This window comes from Glutamicibacter protophormiae (genome assembly GCF_014647495.1).
Taxonomy (GTDB): domain Bacteria; phylum Actinomycetota; class Actinomycetes; order Actinomycetales; family Micrococcaceae; genus Glutamicibacter; species Glutamicibacter protophormiae.
The window spans coordinates 71,286-94,672 of the sequence record NZ_BMPH01000002.1 but is presented as its reverse complement, the minus strand read 5'-3'; the positions used below and the strand labels follow the sequence as shown (position 1 = coordinate 94,672).

The 23,387-nt window shown below is 64.9% G+C and carries 19 protein-coding genes; 3 read left to right on the top strand and 16 right to left on the bottom strand.

Annotated features, from left to right (window positions below):
* Positions 1-2: 2 nt before the first annotated feature.
* The 5 genes from IEY43_RS02800 to IEY43_RS02780 all read right to left on the bottom strand — a co-directional run bounded on the left by IEY43_RS02800 (position 3) and on the right by IEY43_RS02780 (position 6,270).
* A complete protein-coding gene (locus tag IEY43_RS02800; RefSeq protein ID WP_188947056.1) occupies positions 3-1,511 on the bottom strand; it encodes an MFS transporter in 1,509 nt (502 codons plus the stop codon).
* Complete coding sequence (locus IEY43_RS02795; protein WP_229777268.1) at positions 1,508-2,635, bottom strand: acyl-CoA dehydrogenase family protein; 1,128 nt, start codon at positions 2,633-2,635, stop codon at positions 1,508-1,510. Before IEY43_RS02795 ends, IEY43_RS02800 begins: the two co-directional genes overlap by 4 nt.
* 5 nt (positions 2,636-2,640) lie before the next feature.
* Positions 2,641-3,822 carry an acyl-CoA dehydrogenase family protein gene (locus tag IEY43_RS02790; protein ID WP_188947054.1) on the bottom strand — a complete coding sequence of 394 codons (1,182 nt, stop codon included), beginning with the start codon at positions 3,820-3,822 and terminating at the stop codon, positions 2,641-2,643.
* 803 nt (positions 3,823-4,625) lie between these two features.
* Positions 4,626-5,237, bottom strand: a complete 612-nt coding sequence (locus IEY43_RS02785; protein WP_188947053.1) for a TetR/AcrR family transcriptional regulator — start codon at positions 5,235-5,237, stop codon at positions 4,626-4,628.
* A gap of 145 nt (positions 5,238-5,382) precedes the next feature.
* Positions 5,383-6,270 (bottom strand): MaoC family dehydratase, encoded by an 888-nt coding sequence (locus IEY43_RS02780; RefSeq protein ID WP_188947052.1) that lies wholly within the window; start codon positions 6,268-6,270, stop codon positions 5,383-5,385.
* 364 nt (positions 6,271-6,634) lie between these two features.
* Here IEY43_RS02780 and IEY43_RS02775 point away from each other — a divergent pair, with 364 nt between their 5' ends.
* From IEY43_RS02775 to IEY43_RS02765, 3 genes are read left to right on the top strand one after another with little or no spacing between them, the layout of a single operon-like run.
* Positions 6,635-7,498 carry an ATP synthase subunit B family protein gene (locus IEY43_RS02775; protein WP_188947051.1) on the top strand — a complete coding sequence of 288 codons (864 nt, stop codon included), beginning with the start codon at positions 6,635-6,637 and terminating at the stop codon, positions 7,496-7,498.
* A gap of 9 nt (positions 7,499-7,507) precedes the next feature.
* Positions 7,508-7,963 carry a phage holin family protein gene (locus IEY43_RS02770; protein WP_188947050.1) on the top strand — a complete coding sequence of 152 codons (456 nt, stop codon included), beginning with the start codon at positions 7,508-7,510 and terminating at the stop codon, positions 7,961-7,963.
* Positions 7,960-8,538: a DUF3618 domain-containing protein gene (locus tag IEY43_RS02765; RefSeq protein WP_188947049.1), complete on the top strand. Its 579-nt coding sequence runs from the start codon at positions 7,960-7,962 to the stop codon at positions 8,536-8,538. Before IEY43_RS02770 ends, IEY43_RS02765 begins: the two co-directional genes overlap by 4 nt.
* A 1,042-nt stretch (positions 8,539-9,580) precedes the next feature.
* Here the strand turns inward: IEY43_RS02765 and IEY43_RS02760 are convergent.
* From IEY43_RS02760 to IEY43_RS02710, 11 genes are all read right to left on the bottom strand, one after another.
* Complete coding sequence (locus tag IEY43_RS02760; RefSeq protein ID WP_188947048.1) at positions 9,581-11,035, bottom strand: MFS transporter; 1,455 nt, start codon at positions 11,033-11,035, stop codon at positions 9,581-9,583.
* Positions 11,036-11,184: 149 nt separating this feature from the next.
* Positions 11,185-12,651: an aldehyde dehydrogenase family protein gene (locus tag IEY43_RS02755; protein WP_188947047.1), complete on the bottom strand. Its 1,467-nt coding sequence runs from the start codon at positions 12,649-12,651 to the stop codon at positions 11,185-11,187.
* Entirely contained in the window at positions 12,648-13,082 is a 435-nt protein-coding gene (locus tag IEY43_RS02750; RefSeq protein WP_188947046.1) for a Zn-ribbon domain-containing OB-fold protein, read from the bottom strand. The genes IEY43_RS02755 and IEY43_RS02750 overlap by 4 nt, the downstream gene beginning before the upstream one ends.
* Before the next feature lie 17 nt (positions 13,083-13,099).
* A complete protein-coding gene (locus IEY43_RS02745) occupies positions 13,100-14,305 on the bottom strand; it encodes a thiolase family protein (protein WP_188947045.1) in 1,206 nt (401 codons plus the stop codon).
* Positions 14,306-14,351: 46 nt separating this feature from the next.
* Positions 14,352-15,164: a VOC family protein gene (locus IEY43_RS02740; protein WP_188947044.1), complete on the bottom strand. Its 813-nt coding sequence runs from the start codon at positions 15,162-15,164 to the stop codon at positions 14,352-14,354.
* A 49-nt stretch (positions 15,165-15,213) separates the two neighbouring features.
* Positions 15,214-15,819 (bottom strand): TetR/AcrR family transcriptional regulator, encoded by a 606-nt coding sequence (locus IEY43_RS02735; protein ID WP_188947043.1) that lies wholly within the window; start codon positions 15,817-15,819, stop codon positions 15,214-15,216.
* 82 nt (positions 15,820-15,901) lie between these two features.
* The gene (locus tag IEY43_RS02730; protein ID WP_188947042.1) at positions 15,902-18,055 is read right to left on the bottom strand and encodes an acetate--CoA ligase family protein; all 2,154 of its coding nucleotides are present in this window, start codon (positions 18,053-18,055) and stop codon (positions 15,902-15,904) included.
* A 116-nt stretch (positions 18,056-18,171) separates the two neighbouring features.
* Positions 18,172-20,379: an acyl-CoA dehydrogenase family protein gene (locus tag IEY43_RS02725; protein ID WP_188947041.1), complete on the bottom strand. Its 2,208-nt coding sequence runs from the start codon at positions 20,377-20,379 to the stop codon at positions 18,172-18,174.
* A 480-nt stretch (positions 20,380-20,859) separates the two neighbouring features.
* Positions 20,860-21,330: a phage tail protein gene (locus tag IEY43_RS02720; RefSeq protein ID WP_229777267.1), complete on the bottom strand. Its 471-nt coding sequence runs from the start codon at positions 21,328-21,330 to the stop codon at positions 20,860-20,862.
* 23 nt (positions 21,331-21,353) lie between these two features.
* On the bottom strand, positions 21,354-21,710 hold the full coding sequence (locus IEY43_RS02715; RefSeq protein WP_188947039.1) for a hypothetical protein: 357 nt from the start codon (positions 21,708-21,710) through the stop codon (positions 21,354-21,356).
* Positions 21,707-23,341, bottom strand: a complete 1,635-nt coding sequence (locus IEY43_RS02710; protein WP_209550340.1) for an exosporium protein — start codon at positions 23,339-23,341, stop codon at positions 21,707-21,709. The genes IEY43_RS02715 and IEY43_RS02710 overlap by 4 nt, the downstream gene beginning before the upstream one ends.
* Positions 23,342-23,387: the final 46 nt, after the last annotated feature.

Sequence of the window (23,387 nt, the reverse complement as noted above, 5' to 3'; positions counted from 1 at the left end):
TGCTAATCCTTAAGGGTGAGGTTGGAGACCTGTGGCTTGCCGCCGACTGCGCCTGGCTGCTTCGTCGCTGGAATGAAAAGGACCACGACGATGGTCAGCAGGCAGGTGGCGATGAGTACGCCCACGACCAGCAGGAAGCCGGTCATCGAGACGAACGTGTTCTCGCCTGCTGCAACGGGCGAGAACACGAGCAACAGGCCCACGACCGAGGCGGCAACCGCCTGGAAGGCCGTACGGGTCACTGCATTGACGCCCGTGGCGGTGCTGGTCTGCTCGGGCAGCACGCATTCGACGATCACGGTCGGCATTCCCGAGTAGAGGAAGCCGGTTCCGAAGATCACCACGACCATGCCGGTGATGACCACCGCGATGCTGGTCGGGTCGATGCAGATGACCAGCAGGCCGATGATGGTCAGCAGCGAGCCGATCATCAGGCCCATGCGGGCCCCGAAGCGGCTGGAGATCCGGCCGATCAGCGGGGAGATCGCGAAGGCCGCGGCGGCGGTGATGAATCCCAGCAGGCCGGTCATGGTGGCGCTCAGCCCCAGGCCCACCGGCAGCTCCATGATGCTGCCGTCCGCCAGCGGGATGCTGTTCGGATTGCGGTACAGGGTCACGGTGAGGATATTCGTGGTGCCGATCGGGCCGATAGCGATCAGCGCGGTGGCCAGCATGCCCAGGGCGAACTTGCGCTGGGTGAACATACGCACGTCGATCATCGGCTCGCGGGTGCGCAGCTCCCAGCGGACCCACAGCGCCAGCAGCACCAGTCCGCCGATCAGGAAGAGCAGCACCTTCGGGCTGGTGAAGCCCAGGCCCTTGCTCAGGGTCAGGCCGTACAGGGCGCCGGCGATGCCGATGCCGAACATCAGGCCGCCGACCCAGTCCACGTGCACCGCGGAGGCCAGCGAGGCCTTCGGCTCGCGGGCAATGCCGAAGTGCACCAGCAGCGCGGCCACGCAGGCGAAGATCGCGGCGGTCCAGAAGATCCAGTGCCAGGTGGCGTAGTCGAGGAAAAGCCCGCCGCCGAGCATGCCGCCCGCGCCGGCGATCAGCGCGGAGGTGGAGACCACCGCGATGCCGGTGCCGATCTTGCGCTCGGGGAAGGTGGAACGGACGATGCCGATGGCCAGCGGCAGCACCGCGCCGGACACGCCCTGCAAGGCGCGGCCGGCAACCAGGATGCCGAAGCTCGGGGCCACGGCGCTGATGACCGAGCCCAGGGCGGAGAGCAGCAGCACCCAGACCAGGATCTTGCGCCGGCCGAACTGGTCGCCCAGGCGTCCGACGAAGCTGGTGGCCAGTGCCGCGACCAGCGAGTAGGAGGTGACTACCCAGACCAGCTGGGAGAGGTCGGAGGTGAAGAACTCGCCCGGCGTGTACAGCAGCTGCACCGCCATGGAGGTTTCGAAGGCCGCGACGACCTCCGCGACCACCAGGATCGCCAGCACGGCGGCCACGCTCTGTCCGGCGTGGGTGCGGGCCTTGCCCGCAACGGCTGGTGCGCTCATGCCTTGTCTCCGTCCAGGATGACTGCTGCGAGTTCTTCGGAGACCTGGCCCGCGGTGCCCCAGAGTACGTCAAGTTCGCGCATCCACACGAAGAAGCGGTGGATGTGGTTGTCCAGGTCGGCGCCCATGCCGCCGTGCAGATGCTGGGTCGTGTGCACCACGCGGAAGCCGGCCTCGCGGGCCAGCCAGGAGGCGCCGAACGCGGCTTCCGCCCCGTCGCCGTCGTGGTCCAGCTGCCAGGCGGCGTCGATGGTGGACAGCCAGGTGGTCTCGGTGTCGATGAACGCGTCCGCCGCACGCAGGGCCACACCCTGGTTGGTGGCGATGGCGCGTCCGAACTGCTTGCGCTCGTTGGTGTAGGCGGCGGTGCGGCGCAGCGCCTCGGCGCCCACGCCGGACATCAGCGCGGCGGCCGCGGTGAGCAGGCGGGGACGGATCCAGGCGGAGACCGCGCCGGCCGGCTGGTCCGCGCCGATCAGGTCAGCCGCGGCGACCTGGACGCCGCTGAATCCCAGCTCGGCGTGCTGCTGGCGCGACAGGCCGCGGTATTCCTCCAGCGCGATGCCTGCGCGGTCCGCCTCGATGAGCGCGGTCAGCTGGCCGGATTCGGTGTGGAACTGCACCATCAGGTGGGTGGCCGAAGGGACCAGGTAGCCCAGCTCGATGGCGCCGTCCAGCGCCCAGCCGGAGCCGTTGGCGGTGCCGTTGACGCGGCGGCGGACCTCCGGCTGCAGCGCGGCGATGCGCACCGAGCCGGCGGAGATGCCTTCGAGCAGCTGCTCGTGGCCGCCGAATTCGGCGATGGCCAGGGCGGCGACGGCGGTGGTGATGAACGGGATGCGGCCCAGTGTCCGGCCCTGTTCGCGGGCTACGAGCGCCAGCCCGGCCATGCCCAGCCCCGGCGCGTCCTCGTCCATCGGCAGCAGCGCGTCGATCAGCCCCGATTCCACGACCTGGCCCCAGAGGGCTTCGTCGTAGGCGGCGCCGGCCTTTTCCCCGGCGGCGTACAGCTCGTCGGTGCTCAGCGAGGAGAAGATCTGCGCGGCCAGGTCGGTCAGGCCCGCCTGCTCCTCGTCGAGGGAGAACTCCATGCTTGGAGCCTCGATGGTGTTATTAATGCTCACGGTGCTCAACGTGCGCTCCTTGCCATGCCGAGGGTGGTCCAGGCGACGATTTCGCGCTGGATTTCGGCGACTCCCCCGCCGAAGGTATTGATCTGGGCGCCCAGGTTCATCAGCGCCAGGCGGCCGGTGTCGAAGTTCCACGGGGCGTCCGAGATCCGGGTGGCGTTGCCGCCCACGATCTCCAGCAGCGAGCGGTACACGTCGATCACGGTTTCGGTGGCGAAGACCTTGGCCGCTGAGGCCGACCCCGGATCCAGCGATCCCTGGGCGGTGGTCTCCACGAGCTTCCAGTTCATCAACCGCATGGCGCGCAGCCGGGCGGTGGAGGTGGCCAGCAGCGAGCGGACCCAGGCCTCGTCGGCCAGCGGGGTGCCGTCGGCGGTGACCTGGTCCTTGAGCCATTCGCGCACGTCGTCCAGCTGGCCTTCGCAGATGCCGCTGAAGGCCGCCAGGCCCACACGCTCATGGTTCAGCTGGGTGGTGATCAGCTTCCAGCCCTCGTTTTCCTTGCCCACGACATTGGTGACCGGCACGCGGATGTTGTCGTAGTAGGTGGCGGTGGTGCTGAAGCCGCCCACGGTGTGGATCGGGGTGGCGGAGAAGCCCGGGTCGGTGGTCGGCACCAGGATCAGCGAGATGCCCTTGTGCTTCGGGGCATCCGGATCGGTGCGGGCGGCCAGCCAGATCCAGTCGGCGCCGTCGCCGCCGGAGGTGAAGACCTTGGAGCCGTTGATGACGTACTCGTCGCCGTCGCGCACCGCGCGGGTGGTCAGCGAGGCCAGGTCGGTGCCGGCCTCGGCTTCGGTGTAGCCGATGGACACGACTAGTTCGCCGGCGAGGATCTTGGGAAGGAAGTAGTCCTTCTGTTCCTGGCTGCCGTGGCTCATCAGGGTCGGACCCACGGTGGTCATGGTGATCATCGGGATGGGTGCGTCGGCGCGGTAGGCCTCGTCGTAGAAGACGAACTGCGCGGCCGGGCCGCGGCCCTGGCCGCCGTACTCGACGGGCCATCCGATGCCGAGCCATCCGTCCTGGCCCATCTGTCGTTGCACTGCGGAGTGGACCGGACCGCCGGCCTCACCTTCTTGCTTCAAACCCGCGCGCACCTCATCGGTGAGAAGCGCTGCGAAATAGGAGCGAAGCTCCTCGCGGAGAGACTGGATCTCCGAGGAAGAACGTAAATGCATTACGTTGCCTTTCGTCTTTGACTAGGCGTTTACCGTTGGAAACGGTGGAGTGTGATTCAGATTACTTACCGGCCGGCAAGTAGTCAACGCCTTGTTTTGCGACTCTTCTTCGGCTACCCGGACCCGCCGCAGCGGCGGAAAAATTTCTTCCCGGAACGGAACACGCGCACAGATAATCACTGATTGGCGAAGAAGAATTGCAGTTCTTTCCATGCGCCCCCCGACTGGGCCATGGGCGCGGAATCCCGCGCGGCCTCCGATCCGGCGCTTCCGGAGGGTCCGCGCAATGGCGTCAATGAAACAAAAACTAGATTCCCATTGCAGTTCAGACGCGAAAATACGGCCCCTGCGCCGTGGATACGCCCCCGAGCGCCGAACGAATCCCGCGCCCGCAAGTGCCGCTCTCCCGACAGGCCCGAACCATGGCCGCCGGGGTGCCGCGGGAACAAAGAATTGACGATCTTTCAGCGGCCCCACGGCGCAAATATCCCGCGCAGCCCTGCGGGGAGCACGGGCCGGAGCGCCGCAGTCCCGACCACCGGGACGAAAAATCCCCCGGAAATTTTTCCGGGGGAAGATCGGTGGCAGAAAACTGCCGAAACCAAAACAATCGACGGCGTTCTCCTCGTAACAAACCCGTCGATTCGAGCTTTCGGAAGGTGGTCCGTGTTGCTCCTCGGGCGTACGCATTCCGGCGGCTCCCGCTGGCCGTCAAGCGCGGTGCCCTGGACTACTCGTTCGCGCGCACCGGCCAGCGGTTCGGCAGTTTCGTTTGCGCTCGGCCAAGCGCCGTGGTCCATTGCTCAGCGACCGGCAGCGGTGGCCTCCAGGGCCTCGCGGATGAAGTCATAGACGATTTCACGGCGGCGCTCGGGCTTCATCCCGGGGACCACCATGCGGTCATCGGTGAAGACGATCTCGCGGTGCAGCATGTCCATGATCACGATGGCTTTCACCTGGTCCTCATCGCTCATGTCCGGCAGCATGGCCAGTTCCATGGTGCGGCGGCGGTGGTACTCGATCCGTTCCTTGATCTCGTCCGGCAGCCACGAATTGCTGCTGTTGATCGCCAGCACCTCGACGGCCCGTGAATGCGAGAGCAGGACCTGGGAGTAGTTGTAGAGGAATTCCCAGCGCTGCTGCGCGTCCGGGAAACGCTCGGGAGCCTGCTCCAGCAGCTCGTCAATGGTGTCCAGCAGGGGCGAGAGGATCCCGGAGAGGATATCGGCCTTGCTCTTGAAGTGGTAGTACAGCGCGGCCTTGGTGAAATCCAGCTGGGCGGCAATCGCACTGAGCGGGGTTCCCGTATAGCCGTGCTCGACGAACAGGTCGGTGGCGACATCGAGGATTTTTTCGCGGCTGCTCTGCTTGTCGCCGGCCTGCCTGATGGTGCGTTGCTCAGTCTTCACGTTCATGATTCCTATGCTGTGGACTCTGAACCCGATCATAACCGGTGCAGGGGAATGTCACTGATTCATCATTTGCTTGCAAAATAATTCGCCGCACCCGGCTTGCCCTCAAAGGCGGCCGGGTGCGGCGCATGGTGCGATCGGCTGCCGGCTACTTCGCGGCAGCGTCCTGGAGCTCGGCGGCGTCTTCCGCAACGGCGGCGGCCGTGGCGACTCCGCGGTCCAGCACGATCTTCCCGTCGGCGAGCACCTGGAACAGCGCGCCGTCTGCGGTGTTCCAGATGCGGGTTTCCAGCACCTGCCCCGGGAAGACGGGAGCGGCGAAACGGGCGTTGATCGAGCCCAGGCCGCGTTCGGCCAGCAGCTGGGAATTGCGCACCAGCGCGAGGGCCGCCATGCCGTAGGTGCACAGGCCGTGCAGCACCGGGCGCGGGAAACCGACCTTGCTGGCCATCACCGGGTCCGAATGCAGCGGGTTGCGGTCGCCGTTCAGGCGGTACAGCAGCGCCTGGTCGACGCTGGTCGCTTGCTCGAAGACGACGTCGGGCTCGCTGGCCGGGTCGCTCCAGCCGCCGGCGCCGTCCGGGCGCGGGCCATAACCGGTTTCGCCGCGGATGATCATGGAGATCAAGGTCGTGGCGACAAGTTCGCCCTCGGGATCCACCAGCTCGGTGGTCAGCTCGATGATCGCATTCTTGCCCTGGTCGTAGACCGCGCTCATGTAACTGCGCGGGGTCACGGTCCCCTGCGGGTTCAGCTCCCGGTGCAAAGTGAGCGACTGGCCGCCATGCAGGATCTGGTGCAGCGCGAAGTCGCCCAGATGGTCCATGGATCCACCGCTGCCGCCGAGAACCACGGGGAAGGTCGGGAAGACCTTCTGGCGGATCCCAAAGGAGTTCTCGGTGGTGTATTCGATGCCCTCTGTCGGGTCGGTGCGTCCGGCGCCGATGCTCAGCGCGTAGAGCAGCGCCGCATCACGATCCCAAGAGACCGCCTGGCCCACAATGACTTTGCCGATGTTCTCCGTAAAAATTGCCATGTTCTTGCCCTCCCGGCGATTGACATATGACGAGCATCACCTATTCCCACCAAGAATATAACTAGATTCTAGTTTTCGTCCACGGTGCCGCGGCGCAAGAGGTGCTGAAACGTCTTGTGCAAGAGATCTCTCGGCGCAGGACCCGACGTCGCCAGCCGCAACCGGCTATGGAACCGCCATTGGAATAGTTGGTGCTCAGTATTTACCGAACCTGAAAGAAACCTCTTGATTCCGGAGCACGACTTCTTATCCAAGGTGCGGCTCCTAAGCTCATGAACATGCGGGCCGCTGTGTACAGATCCATGGCAACCGATCGTCGGGATGCGCATCCGACTTCACGTACGGACCTAGAGAAAGGCACGACATGAACAACGAGAATTTTCCCAGCTCCAGCCCGTCTCCCAATCTGCCCGAATCGGCAAAGGAGACTGGACTTCCACCACGGCTACCAGTGCCTCCGGCCAACGACCAGTTCTTGCCGGAAGAAGTGGATACGGCAACACTCCATGACTTCGACACTGTAGGCACTGGACAGGACTCCGCTCAGGACAAGCCCGGCGAGATGGCCAGGGACCTTGCTGCCGAGGGCCGGCATTCAGCGTCGGAAATCATGGACACCGCGAAGCATGAAGCCACCCTGGTAGCCGACCAAGCCAAGGAGCAAGCTTCCCATCTCTTCGAAGAGCTCAGTGCAGACCTGCGCGAACAAACTTCACTGCAGCAGCGCAAGGTGGCCGAAAACCTCAGAGACATCAGCAACGAGTTCCGCACCATGCTCGACCAATCGCAGGCTTCTGGCACCGCGGCAACGCTGGTGGATCAGGCATCCCACCACAGTGGCCGTGTCGCAGACTGGTTGGACCAACGCGAACCCGGAGATCTGGTGGACGAAGTCAAGGATTTCGCCCGCAAACGTCCCGGAGCGTTCCTGGGCATCGCCCTGGGCGCTGGCCTGCTGGCCGGTCGAATCACGCGCAACGCCAGCGCCTCGAAGCACCCGGATCAGCAGCAATCGCCGGGAGCAACAGCCAGCACTCCGGGCAGTCCCAGCGATCTCTCCGATCGGCCGCACGCTGAGCCCTTGAAGACTGCACCGCGGGTCACCGCGCCACCGGTGGGACAAGCCGATCCTTCAACGCTTCGCACCGGGGCGGCCAGGGACGTACTCGACGATAATCCACTCCAGAAATACCCCGGGCTAAATCCTCGGCCCGAAGACTACAGGTAGGAGGCACCGATGAGTCATTCTGCTCCAGGCTTCGAACCCCATCCAGAGCACCCCGAGGCCCGCGGCCACGATCCCAAGGCAGAAGAATCCAACACCCTGGGCACCCTCTTCAGTGACTTGACACAAAATGTGTCGGTTCTGGTGAGGCAGGAAGTGGAGCTGGCTAAGACCGAGCTGAAGGAGTCCGCAACCAACGCTGGCAAGGGCGCAGGAATGTACGCCGGCGCAGGAATCGCAGCGCACTTCGTCCTGCTTTTCCTGTCCCTGGCCGCGTGGGCAGGTCTGAGCCAGTGGACCGGCTACGGCTGGTCCGCGGTGATTGTCGCGGCGCTTTGGGCGGTTGTCGCCGCGATTCTCGCGGTGGTGGCGCGCAAGAAGCTTCAATCGGTTAAGGGCATGCCGAACACCGCGCAAACAGTGAAGAAGATCCCGTCAGCTTTCAATCCGAAAGAGGAAACCCGATGAGCAAGGATTCACATGAACTTCGAGCAGACATCGCGCAGACCCGCGATGAGCTGCGCAGCGATGTCGATGCGATCGTGGACAAGGTCAGCCCCAGCCACATCGCACACCGGCAAACCGCCAGAATCAAGGACTCTGTCACCAAGGTCAAGGAATCTGTCATGGGAAGGAGCGAAGACATGAGCGAACGCACCCAGCATCTAGCGCATGATGCCAACGAAGCGGTGCATGAGGCACCCCAGAAGGTAGCGCAGCAGACCCGCGGCAATCCCCTGGCCGCAGGGCTCATCGCCTTCGGCGCGGGGTTGCTGGCCTCGTCGTTGATTCCGGGAAGCCGCCAGGAGGAAGAGATGGTTCAGCGTTTGAAGGACAAGGCCGAGCCTTTGACCACTGAGCTGACAGATGCGGCGAAACAGGTTGCCGAGGATTTGAAAGAGCCGGTTTCGGCCGTGGTCGATGATTTGCGGGACACTGCGCAACAGTCCGTGGATCGGGTGAAATCGGAGGCCGTGAGCGAGTCCGAGCATCTACAGCAGGAAGCCAAGAACAGCGTGCAGGATTATAAGGATCAAGCGTAGCTAGATCTGGTTTGCGTCAGGGCCGGCATCCCTCGGGCTGCCGGCCCTGACCTGTTGCGGGGAAGAGTTCCAACCGAGGCGCCGGCGTCATAGGCGAAACTGGCATGGCCGAGCTGATGCACTCTGAGCACGAGACTGGATTCCATATGATGCGCGATTCATCTGGCCAATGAGATCTTGAAGCTTTGCTGTTTTCAGGCGTCGGTATGCTTGTTTTCACGAGTCCAGAATGCCATCTGCCTGTCATTTGACTCAGTCAATTCAATACAGTGATCGTGAGAGGCGCCGAGCGCAGCAGTCAGCTCGGCGATTTGGCCTTCGTTCAGTTAGATCTTCAAAAAACCCTGCGATTTCAAACCTTCCTTGAGTACCCTAGCTCGGGTCTGGCCGCCTTGCCAGGCACATTCCGGCAACCACTCCCAGAACCCTGCCGGCATTTGCCGGCTATGAGAGTGTCGATCGAGGATAAAACGGAAAAATGCCGGAATGCTCTCATCTCCGCTGAGCTCAGCCAAGAGGGTGTCCCGGTTTCCGGGTGCCGCAGCCGGTTCGCGGAAATTTTCTGGACGCGTTGGTACTGCACGAGGGGCGCGTCTGTTCAGCACGCATTAACGTGGCCCCTCGAGCTCCTGCAAAGCCAAGATCAACCCGCCAGTGACGCCAGGCCAAGCAAAAATCGGGACTGCGATGCCCAAAACATGGCGGCTCATCTCCGCTGTCACCCCACCGGGGACACCGTGGTGAACTGATTGGCTCTATGGGATCCTCAGCGCTTCGTGCGGCGGAAATCTTAATACGACAGGTTTTTGAGGTCTCAGCAACCGCGATACCCAGCCGTAGGACACCGTCATCTCTGGCCATCGTGTAGTCATATGGCTGCCGAACCTCTTATATAAGGAAGCATCCCCGCCTACGGGGATGCTTCCTTGTTGGTAGTGCTCTTCACCTATTGGAGGCTGGGACTACGGATCCTGAATTTGCCGGAATCCCCTTTAGCCCCCGCGGAATTGGACTGGGTGCAATGTGCACTGTCGAGCTACACCTAAACCAGGTCGCCTGCTGGTTCCGCCTGCACTGGCAGCTTCATCGCGGCGTCCTGCGGCACCCAGACCTTCGGGGTGCGGCTGAGCAGGAACGCGGTGATCAGCGCGGCCGCACCGAAGACCGCCACGAAGGCGAAGGCCTCGAAGACGCCCTGCTCCCCCACGGCGGTGGTGACCGGATCCTGGTGGCGGGCCAGCAGGTAAGCTCCGATTGCGGTGGCCACGGACTGGCCGATATTGCGCACCATGGTGTTGGTGCCGGCGCTTTCCGAGGTATGCGATTCGGGGACCGCCTCGATCAGCACGTTCGGCAAGGCGCCGAAAGTCAGTGCAATACCCACCGCATTGACCGACATGGCCACCAGGAAGACCATCATGTTGCCCAGGGTGAACATGATCGTGGCGACCGCGAGGACCATCAGCAGCAGGCCGATGATGAAGACGAAGCGTGCGTTGAATTTCTGGGCCAGCCTGCCGCCCAGCGGGGAGAAGAAGTAGCCCAGCAGCGCGGTTCCGCCGCTGAACAGGCCTGCGGCCGACGCGGAGAAACCGAGCCCGAAGCCCATTTCCACCGGGTACTGCAGCACGTACTGGCTTGGCACCGACATGCCGCCGATGGGTCCCACGGCCGCAAGGAAGGTCGCGGTCATGACCAGGGCGATCTGGCGGTTCTTGAACATCTTCAGGTTCACGATCGGGCGCTGGGAATGCAGCTCCCACCAGACCCACACCGCAACGATCACCAGGCCTGCGAGGAGCAGCCCGCCACCGGCAAGCGAACCCCAACCGGCCTTCGCGCTGTTGGACAGGCCCAACAGGATGCCGGAGGCTCCCAACGGCAGCAGCAGTGCGCCGGCGATATCCATGCGGCCCATCGAGGTCCCGTGCGGCTTGTCCTTCGGAAGCACCACGAGCACCGCAATCACCGCCAGTACCGCCAGCACGCCGGCGAACAGGAAGATTCCGTGCCAGGAGAAGGAGTCGATCATCAGCCCGGCGATCAGTGCGCCGCCGGCGCCTGCGATCAGCGCGGAGGCGCCGATCATCGAGACGCCCACGGGCAGGCGCTTTTCCTCGAGGTGTTCCCGAGCCAGGCCGAAGGCCAGGCCCATGACCGCGCCGGCGGCCCCCTGGATGCCGCGACCCAGGATGATCATTTCAAGGCTGTTGCCGACCAGCGAGATCAGCGAGCCGGCGGCCGCCAGCGTCAGCACGACCACCATGACCCGGCGTCGTCCGTACAGGTCGCCGAAGCGGCCGCCCAGCAGCGCCGCCGAGGCGGAGACAAGCAGGTAAATGGTGACGACCCAGGCCACGGCGTTCGCATCCACCTGGAAGTCGGCCATGAGCGTTGGGAGGGTTACGTACATCATTGAAAGCTCGAACGCTGCAACAATCTCTGTGAGCACCAAGACCGCGACTACCGCCACGAATCCCGGAGCCGATGCACGCATCGCACTCAGCTTTGGGGGTCTAGCCTGAGACATCTTTGTCCTGCCTTATCCGCGCCGGATGGGCGCTTTGAGGGGTCACCTAGGCACCCTCCGGACAGGACGCCCGGGCAAGGCCATGCGGTGATGTTCTTGCCCGAGCGGGCAGCTGTTTAGCGGGTTGCGATACCCACCGACTTGGTCCAGAAGAACTCTTCCAGACCTTCAAGTCCTCCTTCGTTGCCGATGCCGGAGTGGCCGATGCCGCCGAAGGGGCGTTCGGCCGTGGCATTGAAGGCGCCGTTGACTGCGATCTCGCCGGTCTCCATTGACTCGGCCAGGCGCAGCCCCCTTCCCAGATCCGAGGTCCAGATGTACCCCGAAAGTCCGTAGTCCGTGCCGTTGGCGATCTGAAGCGCATGCGCTTCGTCGCGGAACGGGATCACCGCCAGCACCGGGCCGAATACCTCGTTCTGCGCCAGCGACCCGTTCGGATCCACATCCGCCACGATGGTCGGCGGATAGTAGAAGCCCTCGGCGAGTTCCCCGCCAAGGCGCTGGCCGCCGGTGACCAGTCGTCCGCCTTCTTCCAGCGCGGCACCGAGCATCGAGTCGATGCGGTCGATGGCGGCCTGGTTGATGACCGGTCCGCACATGGTGTATTCGCCGGCCGGGTCGCCGATGGGGAACTGCGCCGCGGCCGCAGCGACCTTCTCAATGAACTGCTCGTACACCGATTCCTGCACCAGCAGGCGGGTCGGCAGCGCGCAGGCCTGGCCGCTCATCATGCCGAAGGAGAAGAATGCTGCGTGGCCTGCGGCCTTGTCCAGGTCGGCGTCCTCGAAGACCAAGTTGGCGGACTTGCCGCCTAGTTCCAGGATCATCGGCTTGAAGGTCTTGGCGCAGGAGGCGGCGATCGCCTGCGCGGTGGCAGGCCCGCCGGTGAAGGTGACCTTCTTGACCAGGCGGTGCTCCACCAGCGCCGCGCCCGCGGCCGGGCCGCCGGGCACGATGTTGATCACGCCGTCCGGGATCCCGGCCTCGCGGGCCAGGTCCGCGAAGACGGTCGGGGTGAAGGGGGTCAGCTCGCTGGGCTTGATGACCACGGTGTTGCCCGCGGCCAGCGCGGCCGGGACCTTCATGGCCAGGGACATCAGCGGCGCGTTCCAGGTGATGATCGCGCCGATGACGCCGTAGGGCTGGCGCAGCGTGTGGCCGAAGGAACCGCCGGCTCCGCCGTTGCTGGTGATGCGGCCCAGCGGCAGCTTGTCCGCCCAGCCGGCGTAGTAGCGGGTCCATTCCACCGCGGCGCCGACCATGTTGCCGGCGGTGATGCGCGGGGCGCCGTTGTCCGCCATGCCGGCGGCGGCCAGCAGCTCGGTGTTCTCTTCCATGAGCTCGGCCAGCTTCATCAGCTTGCGGGCGCGCTGCCCGGCGGGCAGCGCGCGCCAGGCCAGGAAGGCCTCGTGGGCCGCCTGCACGGCCTGGTCGACCTGCGCGGTTGAGGCCATCGGCACCAGGCCGTTGACCTTCCCGGTGGCGGGATCGATGTGCTCGTGGGTGCTTTCGCCGTCCAGGAGTTCCTGCGCACCGATGCGCAGGGACGGGGCAGGCAGCTGAATTCCAGTTTCGATGCTCATGAGTTGGTCTCCGGTTCGTAGCGCAGCATGGTGATGTCTCCCTCGGGGTGGTCGCAGAAGACCGGGCGGACCCGCATGCCGATCTTCAGCTGTTCCGGGTCGGCGTTGATGATTTCGGTGGAGAACTTCGGTCCTTCGTCCCACTGGACGATGGCCAGAATCATTTCCCCGGCCGAGGCGAAGTGCGCCGCCGGCGGGCGGGTGGCAACGGTGTAGGTGTAGAGCGTGCCGGCACCGGAGATCTCCCGCCATTCCAGGTCGTCGGCCAGGGTGCGGGGGGCCAGCGGCCGCGGGTAGAAGACGTACTCCCCCAGCGAGGGCGAGTACTGGATGCGGATCTTGCGTTCGGCGAGCGCGTCCCAGAAGGGGCGGGTCAGCGGGGTCGGAACCGGCAGCGGCCGGGTCAGCGTTTCGGGGGTGTAGGTAGTCATTTTCTCTTCTTCCCTTTCTAGTCGCCCTGCAGGATCAGCGCGGTCTGCTCGCTCATGATGCCGCCGTTGCCGCTGACGAACGCGCGGTGGCAGTCGGCCACCTGGGCGGCGTCGGCGCGGCCCATGATCTGCCGGGCCCCGTCGATGACGTGGTGCATGCCTCCGGCAACTCCCGCCTGCCCGAAGGACAGCTGGCCGCCGGCGGTGTTCATCGGGAAGTCCCCGCGGAAGGTCAGATCGTGGTTGGCCACGAAGTCCATGCCCTTGCCCTTTTCCGCAAAGCCCGCGTCTTCCAGACTCATCAGCACGGTGATGGAGTAGCAGTCGTAGATGGAGACCATGTCCACCTCTGAGCGGGTGATCCCTGCCATGGAGAACGCCTGCTCGGCGGCGTGCACCATCGGAGAGGTCATCAGGTCGCGGGCATAGGTCGGGGTCTTGTACGGCACGCGTTCGCCGAAGCCGGTGATCCACACCGGGCGGTTCTTGGACTTGCGGGCCAGATCCGCATTGCCCACGACCACCGCGGCGCCGCCCTGGCAGGGCATGACGATTTCCAGCATGTGCAGCGGATCGGCGATCATCGGCGAGTTCAGCACGTCGGCCACGGTGATCGGCTGGCCGTGGAACACCGCCTCCGGGGTGGCGCAGGCGTTGGTGCGCTGGTCCACCGCGATCTTGGCCATGGCGCGTTCGTCGTAGCCGAACTCGTAGCCGTAGCGTTTGGCGATCTGCCCGTAGGGGCCGTTCTGACCCAGGTTGCCGTAGGGGATCTCGAACTCGGCCTGCGGGGAGCCGAAGGCGTTGGAGGAGGCGCCGAAGTGCATCTTGTCGTCCATGACGAACGGCTTGCGGTCGTCCATCGGGAAGTGGTGGGTGCCCGGGAAGGTCACCAGCACCGCGTCGCACAGGCCCAGCTCCACGGCGGCCGCGGCGCGCCAGATGCCGGCGGCGGATCCCGCGCCGCCCAGGTCAACGATCTCCGCGAAGTTCGCGTCGATGCCCAGGTATTCGGTGACGGTGGACGGAACGAACATGTCCGCCTCGCCGATCAGCGGGGTGATGACGCCGTTGACGTCGGTGGCGGACAGTCCGGCGTCGTCCAGCGCGGCCTTGGACAGCCGGGCCCACTGCTCAAGGTTGAACGACGGTTCGCGGGTGAGCTTTCGCTGCGGTGGAAGTTCGCAGTAGCCGAGGATGGCTGCTTCGCCTCTCAGTCCCATGGGGTGACTCCTTAGTGCTAATTCTTGCGTAGTTGAAGTTCGTGTATCAGCCGACGTGAGCCGGGTGTCCGGTGAGGATGTCCAGGCCCAGTGCCTCGAATCTGCGCCCGGAGCCGCGCAGCGCCTTCAGATACCCGCCGTCCATGATCGGCGCGGGCAGGGACGGGTCGGTGAAGGACAGCGCCTGCAGGCCGGGCTCGGCGTGCTCGTCGGTTTGCAGCACCAGGCTGGAACCCAGCGGCCAGGAGAACACGAGGGTCCGCGGGTCGTCTTCCAGGCTCATGGACTGCCCGCCGAGCACCGTGCCCAGCACCAGCCGGGCCTGGGCCGCGGATCGGATGCGGCCGGCGATGAAGTCCAGCCGCTGCGGCGGATTCTCCGCCTGCGGCTGTTCGTGCCAGGGACAGTCGACCGCGCCAGGCGCAGTGATCTCGTCCTGCCCGTCCAGTGTCAGCTCGGTCTGCACCAGCTGCACCAGGAAACCCAGTCCGGTGTCCTTGGGGTGCAGGAACAGCTCCTTCCACCACTGGTTGTCGAGGTTTTCCAGGATGGTGCGCACCCCGGCGGCGCGGGCAAGGGTCATCGAGGCATGGATGTCCGCCACCTTGAAGGTGATGTGGTGCGGGTTGGCCCCGTCATTGCTGCGCTCCAGATGCTCGGCGATGAATCCGACGCCCTGGGCCGGAGGCGCCAGCAGTTCCAGGCGCATGCCCTCGGCCAGCTCCAGCTGGCAGGGGCTGAAGGAGCCCTGGTGGAATCCCGAGACCCAGCGGGCGCCGAGCGTGCGGTGCACGCTGTCCCCGGCGGAACGCCAGGAAGGCACGGCGAAGGCCACATGGTCCAGTTCGTGGGCGCTCATGGGGCACCCCCGAAGCCGGAGGCGGTAAGGGAAGGGTAAGGGCTGAGGCCTAGGCTTCGGCCTGCTCCAGACGGTGCTGGATCAACGCCACGAAGCGGTCCAGCACCCCGTAGGCCTGTTCCATGGTCATGTTCTGCAGGATCACCCGCGAGACGACATCCAGCAGCAGCGCCCACACCATCACGGTGATGTCCGCGGCTTCCGCGTCGTCCAGCACGCTCATTTCCTCGCGGATCGGGGCTTCCAGCACCTCGCCGAGCCTCGCCATGACCGGGGCGACGTCCTCCGCGGTGCTGCTGCGCAGCTGCAGGATCGCCTTGTAGAAGTACGGGTGCTTCTCGAAGCTGCTCAAGGCGTTGCGCAGCCTGCGGGAAATCACTTCCGTGGTGCTCAGCCCGGCCTCCGGTGCCATGGTCCGCTGGGCGAAGGGCAGCGCCCAGTCGTAGACGACGTTCGCGTACAGGTGTTCCTTGGAGTTGAAGTACCGGTACAGCGTGCCCAGCGCGACGTTCGCTTCCGAGGCCACGTCGCGGATCTGGATCGAGTCGTAGTCCTGCGTCCGCAACAGGTCCTTGCCCGCGTCGATGATGCGCTGGCGCCTGACGACCTGGTAGGCCGGAAGCTCTACCTGCTCCGTGGAAATGGTTCCTGCCATGATCTGCCTCGTAAGTGGTGTGTTCCGTGAATTCCCACGGTATCACCAAGTTTTGGGCGAGTTGCCTATCACCGGTATGCATTTACCGGTCCTTCCAGCGGATCAGGGCGTCCAGCGCCTCGATCTGGTTTCCGGCAACCCGCAGCGGATTGATTTCAAGTTCTTCAAGGTCCTCCCCCAGTCCCAGGGCCACCTGCGTGATCTGGAAGATCACCTGGGCCAGCTCGTCCAGGTCCGTGGCTTCGCTGCCGCGGAAACCTGTCAGCAGGTCGATGCCGCGCAGCGAGTCCAGCATGCGGCGAATCTCCTGCGGGCTGACCGGCAGCAGGCGCAGCGCGGAGTCCTTCAGGATCTCCACCAGCACCCCGCCGAAGCCGACGGCCAGCACCTTGCCCCACTGCGGGTCGGTGATGATGCCGACCAGCAGCTCGTTGCCGGCCGGGCGCATCGGCGAGACCGCCACGCCCTGGACGCGCGCTTCAGGAGCCAGCTTGGCCACGGAATCGACGATGAATTCATGGGCTTCGGACACCTCGACGGCGTCCTTGAGCATCAGGCGCACGCCGCCGACCTCGGTCTTGTGGGCGATGTCCTCGCTGGCGACCTTCAGCACCACCGGGTAGCCGATTTCCTGTGCGGTGGCGACGGCTTGGGCGGCGGAAGCGACCACCCGTCCCGGCACGTAGGGAATCCCGTGCTCGCGCAGGAAGTCGCCGGTTTCGATCTCGGTCCAGCCTTCGGCGCCTTCGGGCTTGGCAATCCGGGCCGGCGCGCCAAGCTGCGGCTCGGCGGCCAGCTGCGCGCTGCGCTGCCCCCACCAGACGCTGTGCCCGGCGGCCGCGATGCCGCGGTCGAAGGAATCCGAGGCGTGCGGCAGGGAATGCTCGGCGGCGAAGTTGCGGGCGAATTCATTGACTTCGGTGGGCAGGAAGCTCATGGCCACCACGGGTTTGGCCGAATCCCTCAGCTGGCGGTGCAGCCCCTCCTGGGTCGGCTTGCCCAGATCCACCATGAACTGGTTGGTCGGCCAGGAGGTGTTCAGCACCACGAAGTCGAAGTTCTCGTCATTGATGAACGCGTCCCCGGCCTTGGTGAGGATCGAGGGATCCACGGAGATGTAGCCGGTGGTGTCCATAGGGTTGTTCACCGCCGCGAATTCCGGCAGGCCGTCCTCGCGCAGCTGGCGCACGGTGGCCTCGGCGGGGCTCGGCAGCTGCAGGCCGGAAGCCTCGGCCTTGTCTGCGACCAGCGCGCACATGGCGCCGGAAGCGGTGACCACGCCGAAGCGCGGGCCGGGCAGCGCTCCGTAGGATTCCAGGATGCCGGCGGTGGCGACCAGGTCCTCGATGTTCGCCACGCGGATCACGCCGAACTGCTTGCAGACCGCGTCGAAGATCTTGTCGTCGCCGGCCAGCGAGCCGGTGTGCGCGGCGGCGGCCTTGGCCGAGGCCTCGGAGGCGCCGGCCTTGAATACGACGATCGGCTTGCCTGCTTCGCGGGCCCGGCGGGCCACGTCCAGGAACTGCGCGGTGTCGGTGACCTGTTCCAGGTAGGCGGCGATGACCTTGGTGTCCTCATCCTCCACCAGCAGCGACATGACGTCGATGGCGGAGATCATGGCCTCGTTGCCCACGGTCACGCAGAGCGAGGCGCCCACCCCGCGGCTGGCCATGTACGGCAGCAGGTAGATGGTCAGGGCGCCGGACTGGCTGGCGATGCCCACCCCGCCGGCCACCAGCGGCAGCTGCGTCATGTGGGCGAAGGCGGCGACCTTTGAGTGGAAGTTGATGAAGCCCAGGTTGTTCGGGCCCAGGATCAGCTGGTCGGCCTCGCGGGCGCGGTCCACCAGCTGCTGCTGCAGGGCCTGGCCTTCCTCCCCTGCCTCGCCCAGCCCGGAGGCCAGCACGATCAGGTTGCGGATGCCCTTGGCGATGCACTGCTCCTGGATCTGCGGCAGCGAGTTGGTGCCGGTGAGCACGATGGCCAGCTCAGGGGCTTCGGGAAGCTCGGCGATGCTCGAGTAGGATGCCTGTCCGTGGCATTCCTCGGCCCGGCGGTTGACCAGGTACAGCTCGCCGGTGAAGCCGGCAGCCAGGAGATTCGAGTGGGCGAAGTGGGACCAGGTGGACTTGCTGTTCGCCCCGATGATCACGATGGAGCGGGGTTCGAGCAGTTCGCGCAGGCGCTCGGTGCCGACGGAGCTTTCGGTGCGGAATTCATTGGTCACAGCGGTCATGCCTAAGTTGTCCTTTCACGGCGCGCCCGCCGCCATTGGCGGGCGCGGTCCGGGCCCTGGGCCCGGAGGAATACTGGAGGGTCGAGCTCTGGAAGTGGTACGTGGGCGGGCCGCGCCTAGCTGCGCGGCAGCCCCAGGATCCGCTCGGCAATCACGTTGAGCTGGATTTCAATGGTGCCTCCGCCGATCAGCGCCGCCGGAACGGAGAGCTGGGAGTTGACGGCGGCGGCCGGTGCGTGGGCGAAGAGCGCGGCGGGGCCGGCGAGCTTCAGCAGGTCGCCGGCGGTTTGCCGGGCCAGGCGGCCGTGGGCCACCTTGGCCAGCGAGGAGCCGGAGCCCGGCTGCAGCCCGTTGACCTGGCGCAGCGTTTCGCGCAGGTTCATCGCCCCGATGGCGGTGCTGATGGCGGCGGCGCGGCCGAGCACTTCCAGCGCGTGCTCGCGCGTTCCGACGAAGTTCTCGCCGGTGATCAGTTCGCGCAGCCCGTCCTCGGTGCCGACCGAGACCCCGGAGGAAATCTGGGTGCGCTCGTTCTGCAAGGTGGTGGCGGTGATGCGCCAGCCCTGGCCCGGCTCCCCCAGCAGGTAGTCGTCAGCGACGAACACGTCATCCAGGAAGACCTCATTGAATTCGGCTTCGCCGTTGGACTGGCGCAGCGGGCGCACGTCCAGGCCGGGAGCGGACATGTCCACCAGGAAGTAGCTCAGGCCCTTGTGCTTGGCGACCTCGGAGTCGGTGCGGGCCAGACAGATGCCCCAGTGGGCTTCGTGGGCCCCGGAGGTCCAGACCTTCTGGCCGGTCAGCTTCCAGCCGCCGTCGACCTTGACGGCCCGGGTGGACAGGCCTGCCAGGTCGCTGCCGGCTCCGGGTTCGGAGAACAGCTGGCACCAGATCAGTTCGCCCTTCAGCGTGGGCAGCGCGAACTTCTCCTTGATCTCTTCGGAGCCGAACGCCAGGATCGTGGGCATGGCCCACTCGCCGATGACCGAGGAGGGCTGCAGCATGTCGCGGCGGGCGTATTCCTGGGAGATGATGACCTGTTCGGCCGGGCTGGCGCCCAGCCCGTAGGGGGCCGGCCAGTGCGGCGCGGCCAGGCCGTTCTCTGCCAGGAAGCTGCGCCGCGAGCCGCGGGAGTACCAGCGTCCGGCTTCGTGCTCGTTGCGCAGCCCTGCCGCGGTGTCCAGCAGGGCGGCGATGCGGGTGCGGAATTCAGGGTCCTGCTCGTCCAGCTCCACCTCGATCTTGCGTTCGGTGTGCAGCGCGGCTTCGCCGGCTGCGGCCAGCTCGCCAGACAGCGGGGCGTTCAGCGCGTTCAGGCTGATGGCGCGGCGCCAGTAGAGGTGGGCGTCGTGCTCCCAGGTGAAGCCGATGCCGCCGAGGATCGTGATGGCCTCGGTGACTGCTTCAATGGATGGGGCAATCGCTGCTTCCAGCGCGCCGGCGGCGGCCAGGTGCTGCTGGGCTTCGTCCTGCCCGACCGATACGACCGCGGACCAGGCCGCGGAGGTGGCCATTTCGGCGGCAATCGCCAGATTGGCGCACTTGTGCTTGATGGCCTGGAAGGAGCCGATCGGCACGGAGAACTGTTCGCGGATCTTGGCGTAGCCGGTGCTTTCCTCGCTGGCCCAGCGCATGATGCCGGCGGCTTCCGAACCGGTGAATCCTGCATGCAGCGCGGCGATCTGGCTCTCGGTGACGTTGCCCAGCACCGCGTCGGCGGGAATGACGACTTTGTCCAGGATCAGGGTGGCGGCGTCGCGGCCCAAGTCGGTGCCTTCGGCCGGCACCAGGGAGACCCCGGCGGCCTGCGCTTCGATGACCGCATAGCGCACGGTGTCCGCAGCGGTGAATCCAAGTACCAGGTACTTGGCGGCGAGTGCGCCGATGACCTGGATCTGGCCGGCGACGGCCCAGCCTTCGGCGATCTGGACGACCTTGAGCTGTTCGGAGGCCAGTACCAGGGTGCCGGTGGAACCCTCGGCGAAGTCTTCCAGGATCGGCTGGTTGCAGGAGTTCGGCTCGGCCAAGGTGACGGCCGCACTGGCCAGCACGGTGGGCAGGAAGGGGCCGGAGACGTAGCGGTGGCCGAATTCCTCGATGACGATGGCGGTTTCCACCAGCGTTCCGCCCTGGCCGCCGAGCTCCTCCGGGATGTGCAGGGCGTGCAGGCCGGTCTCCAGCATATCGGTCCAGAAACTTGGAAGTGCACCGGTGGCCAGCTTCGCATGCTCATCCCGAGTGCTCATCGTGTCTACGCTGCGGCGGGTAAATTCAACCACTGCCGACGCGAGATCAATCTGTTCCTCGGTCAACGATAAGGCCATGTCCGGTGCTCCAATCAGGGAACTACGCAACCCCTGAGTCGGTGTGATCGGGATTACCTAATGCTAATAACTGAAACTAGACTCTAGTTTACGTTTGTTACCTAGGCAACACCTTTTCGAATAAAAAATTGCTTGACAATTGAGCGGAATCGCGGGGACCTGGCAGGGCCGTCTTCACTAGTTCATTCGCCGCGACGGTACGCTAGCACGGCCTGCATATGCCAGCGATTTTCGGAACAATCGTCGAACCGGAGCTTGGCGAATTCGCTGCCTATACGGGTTCCCGCGGTGCGCAGCGAGACGCTGCAAGTGGCGGAGTTAGCAGGGCCCGAACACCCCCGGGCCAGTGGATCCCTGGTTATCGGAGTTCTCCCTCCCGAGGGGATTCCCAGCACCGGGGGTGGATACGGCAAAGGGCAGCGAAACCCTGGAACTGATTTCCAGCGGTTTCGCTGCCCTTCCCCGAAACAGCGTCAACAACTAATCCCTACTCGGGAAGATCCCTTCGAGCGCAATGACGTACCTCATCGCAAGAAATGGCGACCTGTTCTCGGCAGGCTGCCCTCCTCCGATAGCCGAGGTCGGAGACCCCTCGCCAGAAGCAGGCCCATAGGAGCCTCCGGGTGCAGGATATACATCAGGGCCCGGCCGGTCGGTAGTTTGCTCTTTAGCGTATTTGGTTCCATGCACATGCTGTGGCAGATTACCCGAAGTAAGTGCCACGCTCTCTGAACCGCCAGATTCGCCAAGAGTATAGCTACTGAGCCCAGGGCCGTACCCAACATGGATCGGTGCCCGGCCACGCAGATCCGGCAAGGCGAAGGTAGTCCTTCCGTCGCCGCCATACGTCGTACCGAGCAAGGCGAAGAGTGCCTGATTTTGCGCGATGGGGAGCAGCTGCCCGTCGCAGGCAGCCCATCCCCGAGGAACAAATGTGAAGCCAACGAGCATGATCTGACCTAGTATCGGGTCCATTATTTTCCTTCGGTGGATGAATTGAAAGTGAAGATTGCCGTATTTCCGTGGACAGTTCCAAAAAGATTCACTGTGCCGATCTTTTGATGGGAAACCTGCCTCAGCCGTTCCGAAAGTCCGGAAGCCTCGACCATGACGTGGAACGCGCTCCCATAGCCAGCGTCTACCGAACGCACGAGGCGAGGCGTACCGTCAATCTGTAGGTATTCGCCTGTCAGGGAGCGCCAGGTGGTGATGGAATAGGCATCGGCGTGCGAGGTCGCCTGCGTCGGCATTCCGAATGCGATGGTTGCCCCGACAGCCCCGCCAAGTCCGAGCATGGCCCGGCGGGATATCCGCGGTGACTTCAGGTTCATGGCGTGTTCTCGAATCCCAAGGCGAAGCGCAGATTCTTCACTGCCTGGCCCCCGCTGGCCTCATAGGCGAAAACGATCGGCTGGCCGCTCTGCACTTCGACAGCTTCCCCGCCAAGTTCGCATTCCGGATCCGCACTGGTGATCTTGCATGTCAGCGATGTGGGCTCTCCATCCACCAGCAAGCTCAACTCAGCAGATGAAGCTGATCCCAGGTCCGCGGTGACGCTTAGGCCGCTCAACGTGGTGTCCCTGGGAACGCTGATCTGTGCGCTCAGCTCACGGGCAACAACCTTGGTTCCCGATAGGCCCAGGTAGCCCTTGGAGTCTTGCGCATCAATAAAGTCGACGAATCCGAACTGAATCGGTGGCGCGCCCGCAACGCCGCGATCACCTTGCGCTCCTTGTTGGCCTTGCGCGCCCTGCATGCCTCGTTCGCCTGCAGCACCGCCTTGTCCAGCGGCTCCGGTCTGCCCGGTTTCCCCGCGTTGGCCAGTTTCACCCTGGATTCCCTGCTGGCCTCGGGGGCCTTCCGGACCGATGGGGCCCTGCGGTCCGATCAAGCTCTGAGATGCAGTTGGCCACTGGCCTTCGGCTTTCGGACCGTAGATCTGAAAAGTCTGAGTATCCATATAGAAGTCGCCATCCCTGCCAACGCCCCCTGTCGGCATTCCCGTGGAATTCAGAATGCTGTTTCCATCAGCGCCAGGCAACCCGGTGGCTCCGGTTTCGCCCTTCTCACCGGTTGCCCCGGTAGCGCCGGTAGCGCCGGTAGCGCCGGTTTCACCCTTCTCGCCCTTCTCACCGGCAGCACCAGTAGCCCCAGTTTCGCCCTTCTCACCGGTAGCGCCGGTTTCACCCTTCTCACCGGCAGCGCCGGTAGAGCCCTTCTCGCCCTTCTCACCGATTGCCCCGGTAGCGCCGGTTTCACCCTTCTCACCGGTAGCACCGGTAGCGCCGGTTTCACCCTTCTCACCGGCAGCGCCGGTAGAGCCCTTCTCGCCCTTCTCACCGATTGCCCCGGTAGCGCCGGTTTCACCCTTCTCACCGGTAGCACCGGTAGCACCGGTAGCACCGGTAGCACCGGTTTCACCCTTCTCACCGGCAGCGCCGGTAGAGCCCTTCTCGCCCTTCTCACCGATTGCCCCGGTAGCGCCGGTTTCACCCTTCTCACCGGTAGCACCGGTAGCGCCGGTTTCACCCTTCTCACCGGTAGCGCCGGTAGAGCCCTTCTCACCGGTTGCCCCGGTAGCGCCAGCCTCGCCCTTCTCACCGGCAGTCCCGGTATCACCAGTCGCCCCGGTTTCGCCTTTGTCGCCCTTCTCGCCTGGTTCCCCCTGTTCGGCAGCTAGTCCTTGACCAGCCGAGCCTGCATCTTCAACTGCCGTCAGTCCACTGCTGGGAACGCCTTCGGCCGCCCACGAAACGGCAAGTTGGTTATTGCCACACTGCAAGTCACTAGAGCCGTCCACCAGCTGGATTTCGGTGAATTTCAACGTTTCCGTGTCTATGCATGCAGCAAATGACTGGGCCGCAGCTGCCTGCGGCGTTGAACAAGCAGAAAGCCCAAGCGGAATAAGTAAGACCAGAGCCAAGGCGCGCGAACGCCGGGAAACTGCAGGAAGGCTGCGCAAATTACCCTCTTTAATTGTGTATCGGTGCAATGAGTGAAGCTTGTGA